This is a genomic window from Frankia sp. CcWB2, assembly GCF_977927585.1.
In genome coordinates this window covers 19,371-24,472 of the sequence record NZ_CDWRCM010000020.1, presented here as the reverse complement: position 1 = coordinate 24,472, position 5,102 = coordinate 19,371, and the positions used below count along the sequence as shown (strand labels likewise).

The window sequence follows — 5,102 nt, the reverse complement described above, 5'->3', positions numbered from 1 at the left end:
CGCCGCGGCCCGAGGCGACGCCGTGGCCATCGCCTGGCCGTACTGGTCCGAGGGCGGGATGCGGACCACCGCCGAGGCACTGGCCCGCGCGGCGGCGGACGGGCTTCATCCGATGCCCGCGGACGCGGCGCTCGACCTGCTCGACCGCGCGTTCGGCGACGGCCCGGTACTGGTCGCCGCACATTCGGAGCAGCCGCTGCGGGCACCGGCCCTGACGCGACTCCTGGTGCCGGCCACGCCCGCGGATCCGTCGCCCGCCACCGTGCGGGAACGGGTGACGGCATGGCGGCGGAACCGCCGCCGGCCACGGCGCGGGAACGTGCGCCGGACGAGGACGGCCTCGCGGTCGTCGACGACATCGCGGTCGTCGGTCTCGCGGGCCGCTATCCGGGCGCGGCCGACGAGGAGGAGTTCTGGCGCAACCTCGTGGCCGGTCGCGACAGCGTCACCGAGGTGCCCGCCGACCGCTGGGACCACGCGGCGATCTTCGACCCCGAACGCGGTCGCGCGGGCCGCACCTATGGTCGCTAGGGCGGGTTCGTCGACGGCGCGGACCAGTTCGACCGCGCGTTCTTCGGCATCTCCCGCCGCGAGGCCGAGCGGATGGACCCGCAGGAGCGCCTGTTCCTGACGACGGCGTGGCAGGCACTGGAGGACGCCGACTACCCGCCCTCGGCGCTGCGCGGGCGGCGGGTCGGCGTGTTCGTCGGCGTGATGTGGAACCACTACCAGTTCGTGACCGACCAGGACGGCGTGGCGCCCACCGCGCTGCACGCCTCGGTCGCCAACCGCGTCTCCTACACCTTCGACCTCGACGGCCCGAGCATGGCGGTCGACACGGCCTGCTCGTCGTCGTTGACCGCCGTGCACCTGGCGTGCGAGAGCATCCGGCGCGGTGAGAGCGGCCTGGCCGTCGCCGGCGGGGTGAATCTGATGGTGCACCCGCAGAAGTACCTGCAACTCGCCCACGGGCAGTGGCTGTCCAGCGACGGGCGCTGCCGGGCCTTCGGTGCGGGTGGCGACGGGTACGTGCCCGGTGAGGGTGTGGGCGCGGTGCTGCTCAAACCGTTGCGCGCGGCGCTGGGCGACGGTGATCGCGTGCTCGCCGTGGTCAAGGGCACCCGGATCAACCACAGCGGGCGCACCAGCGGTTTCACCGTGCCCAGCCCGACCGCGCAGGCGGAGCTGGTTCGTGACGCGGTGCGCGCGTCCGGTGTCGACCCGCGTCACGTCGGCTACGTCGAGGCGCACGGTACCGGCACCTCCCTGGGCGACCCGATCGAACTGGAAGGCCTGCGGCGTGCCTTCGAAGGGCGTGGCCGGGCCGCCGCGGTGCGCGATCGGGTCGGTGAAGTCCAACATCGGCCACCTGGAGAGCGCCGCCGGCATCGCCGCATTGACCAAGATGATCGGGCAGCTGAGGCACCGCGTGCTGGTGCCGTCGCTGCACGCGGCGGAGCTCAACCCACAGCTCGACTTCGCGGGCTCGCCGTTCGCGGTACAGCGGGAGGTCCGCGACTGGCCACGTCCCCAGGGCGGGCGGCGGACGGCTGGCGTCTCCGCCTTCGGCGCGGGCGGGTCGAACGCGCACATCGTGGTCGAGGAGGCGCCCGAGGTGGAGCGCGCCGCGCCTTTCCCCGGACCCGCGTTGTTCGTGCTGTCCGCCAAGGACGAGGAGGCGCTGCGGGAGCAGGCGCGGGCCATCCGCTCGTACCTCGAGCCCGGCACGGCGGTCCGCGGCGGTCGCGAGGTTGTCGCCGCCCACCTGGGAGTGCCGGAGTCGGCACTGTCGGGTGCGGAGGCGTTGGCGGACCTCGGCTTCGACGCGGCCGGTCTCGCCGCGCTGCGCCGGGAGCTCGACGGCGACCCTGATCCCTGGACGACTGTGGACGGGCTGGTGGTCGCCGGCGCGACGCCCCGGCTGGACGATGTGGCGTACATGTCGCGGGTCGGTCGGGAGCCGATGCGGCGGCGGTTCGCGGTGGTGGTCGACAGCGTGGCCGCGCTGCGGGCGACCCTGGACCGGGTGGCGCGCGGCGCCGAGCCGGAACCGGGGGAACACCACGGCACCGCGGGGTCGGGGAAGCGCGGCGACCTGGTCGCGGCGTACGACGCGGGGCGCCTGGACGAGGTGGCGCGTGCCTGGGTGGCGGGCGCGGAGGTCGACTGGGCGCGTTGCGCGGCGCCGACCGGTCCGGCCCGGCCGAGGCGGGTGTCGCTGCCGGGGCACCCGCTCCGCGAGGAGCGATGCTGGGTGGGCGGCTGGCAGGCCGCGACCGGCGTCGAACGGATCGGGATGGAGCGGGCCACGACCGAGCCCGAGCCGGTCGGGTCTGAGCCGGTTCGCGTCGAGTCGGTTCGGGGCGAGCCGGAGCCTCGTGACGTCGGCGCTCGTCCGCGGAGCTCGTCCAGGCACGGCGTGGATCTGCGCGTGCTGGACAGCGGTGTGGCGCTGGTCCGGCTGCTGTCCCCGACCTTCGACGCGGAGCAGGTGCGGCTGCTGAGCGAGCGGTTCGCGCGGGTCGCCGCCGATCCGGCGGTCAGGGCGGTCGTGGTGACCGGTGACGGGCCGGTGTTCTGTATGGGCGCGGAGTTGGCGGAGTTGGCGGAGCTGGCCAATGGCCGCAGCCGGTTCACCGACCAGTCGTTCCTGTACAAAGGCCTGCTGCGCTGCGACCGACCCGTGGTGACCGCGATGCAGGGTCACGCGGCGGGCGGCGGGCTCGCGTTCGGCCTGTACGGCGACGTGGTCGTGATGTCCGCGGACGCCACCTACGGCGCGACCTTCGTGAACTACGGCATCACACCCGGCATGGGCGCGACCTACATCCTGGAGCGGCGGCTCGGTCCGACGGTCGCCGCCGAGCTGATGCTGACCGGCCGCTCGCTGAGCGGCGCTGAGCTGGCGCGTCGCGGGGCGATGGTGCGGGTGGTGCCCGGCGCGGAGGTGCTGGCGGTGGCGCTGGACCTCGCGCACGGGATCGCGGCGAAGCCGGAGCCCGCGGTGCGGGCGCTCAAGGCCGAGCTGGCCGGACGGGCGCTGGGCGAGCTGCCGGAGATCATCCGGCGGGAGGCTCGGCTGCACGACGATCTGGTCGGCGAGGGGGTGGCCGCGCGGGTGCGCGAGCACGCGAGCCGCACGATCGGGGTGGCCGCGGAACCCGCCGTCGGGCCTGCCGCCGAGCGTGTTGTCGAGCGCGCCGCTCGTCCCGCACCTGCTGTGGGGCTCGAACCCGCGGTGCCGGAGATCGACGAGGTGCGGGACGCCGTGGTCGCGGCCCTGTGCTCCGTGCTCTACCTCGACGAGTCCGAAGTGGACCGTTCGCTGACGTTCGCCGACATGGGCCTGGACTCGATCGGTGCGGTCGAGCTGGTGCGCGGGCTGAACCCGCGGTTCGGCACGAACCTGGACGCGGCGGCGGTCTACGACCACCCGATGGTCGATGCCCTGGCCGAAGCCGTGGTGTCGTCGGCTGCCGGCCGCGCGCGCCTGGTCGCCTCGGCGAGCAGCGAGCCGGCGGCGCCCGAGACCGACCCGGTGGTCACCGAGAAGGAGTCCGCGCCGGCCCTGGAAGCCGAACAGCCGTCCCGGGAACAGCTCGCGCGGCGGACGACGGCATCCGTCGCACGGGCGACGCGGCCGCTGGTACTCGCGGTCCACGCGGGTGGCGAGCGCGGGCCGATCGGTCCCGAGCCGCGCGGCGACACCCGAGTGACGCTCACCCCCGTGCCGGCGGCACGCCGGGAGACCGCCGCGGCCGCACCCGGCCCGCGACCGGACGACATCGCCGTGATCGGCATCGCCGGCCGGTTTCCCGACGCGCCCGACGTGAGGGCGTTCTGGCGCAATGTGGTCGAGGGCCGCGGTTCGATCACCGACGTGCCCGCCTCCCGGTGGGACGTCGACCCCTGGTTCGACCCGGACCAGCAGGTGCCCGACCGCACGAACAGCAGGTGGGCGGCCATGCTGGACCGGGTCGACGAGTTCGACGCGCCGTTCTTCGCCCTGTCCCCGGTCGAGGCCGAGGCGATGGAGCCGCAGCAGCGGCTGTTTCTCCAGGAGGCGTGGACGTGCCTGGAGGACGCGGGCTACGGCGGCGACCGTGCGCCCGGCCGGTGCGGTGTGTTCGTCGGGTGCGGCGCGGGCGACTACGACCAGGTGCTCGCCGAGGCGGGGCAGCGCGACACCGCCCACGCCTTCCTGGGGCTGTCGCCGTCGATCCTGCCCTCCCGCATCTCCTACCTGCTTGACCTGCGCGGCCCGACGATGGCCGTGGACACGGCGTGCTCATCCTCGCTGACGGCCGTGCACCTGGCGTGCGAGAGCATCCGGCGCGGCGAGTGCGAGAGCGCGCTCGCGGGCGGCGTGGCGGTCATGACGACGCCGCGCCTGCACATCCGCACCAGCAACGCGGGCATGCTGTCGCCGACCGGGCGCAGCATGCCGTTCGACGCCGACGCCGACGCCGACGGGATCGTGCTCGGCGAGGGCGTGGGCGTCGTGCTGCTCAAACCGTTGGACGCGGCGCTGCGCGACGGCGACCACGTGCGGGCGGTGATCCGCGCGGGCGGGGTCAACGGCGACGGGCGCACCAACGGCATCACCGCGCCCAGCGCGAACGCGCAGGCCGAACTGATCCGGTCGGTGCACGAGGCGGCCGGCGTGACGGCCGAGGACATCGACTACGTCGAGGCGCACGGCACCGGCACCACGTTGGGCGACCCGATCGAGGTCAAGGCGTTGCACCAGGTGTTCGGCCGCGACCCCCGGCGGGCCGGCCGGTGCGTGCTCGGCTCGGTGAAGGGCTCCATCGGACACACCACGATGGCGGCGGGCATCGCGAGCCTGCTCAAGGTGGTGCTGGCGCTGGAACACGCGACGCTGCCCCCGGCACCGTGGTTCCGCACACCCAACCCGGAGATCGACTTCGTGGGCAGTCCGTTCCGGTTGCCCGCCCACGCCGAGCGGTGGCCCGCGCGGCGGCGGGTGGCGGCGGTGAGCAGTTTCGGGTTCAGCGGCACCAACTGTCACCTCGTCGTGGAGTCCGCGCCCAGCCCGCCGGACGTGCCGGAACGCCGGGCCGGGGGTCGGGCGGTGGTGG

Annotated in this window: 2 protein-coding genes and 1 pseudogene; 2 read left to right on the top strand and 1 reads right to left on the bottom strand. The window is 74.6% G+C overall.

The genetic code is table 11. The annotated features are described in order from the left end of the window. Positions 1-184: hypothetical protein (locus ACY45C_RS04040; protein ID WP_462186302.1), on the bottom strand; the 184-nt coding region annotated here is incomplete at its 3' end. 98 nt (positions 185-282) lie between these two features. On the opposite strand from ACY45C_RS04040, the pseudogene ACY45C_RS04035 reads away from it, so the two are divergent. Together ACY45C_RS04035 and ACY45C_RS04030 are read left to right on the top strand one after the other, a co-directional pair. Then, a pseudogene (locus tag ACY45C_RS04035) lies at positions 283-1,263 on the top strand (beta-ketoacyl [acyl carrier protein] synthase domain-containing protein); the annotation flags it as partial. Positions 1,264-1,348: 85 nt separating this feature from the next. Then, a partial coding sequence (locus ACY45C_RS04030; protein ID WP_462186301.1) for a beta-ketoacyl synthase N-terminal-like domain-containing protein occupies positions 1,349-5,102 on the top strand: 3,754 nt, incomplete at its 3' end.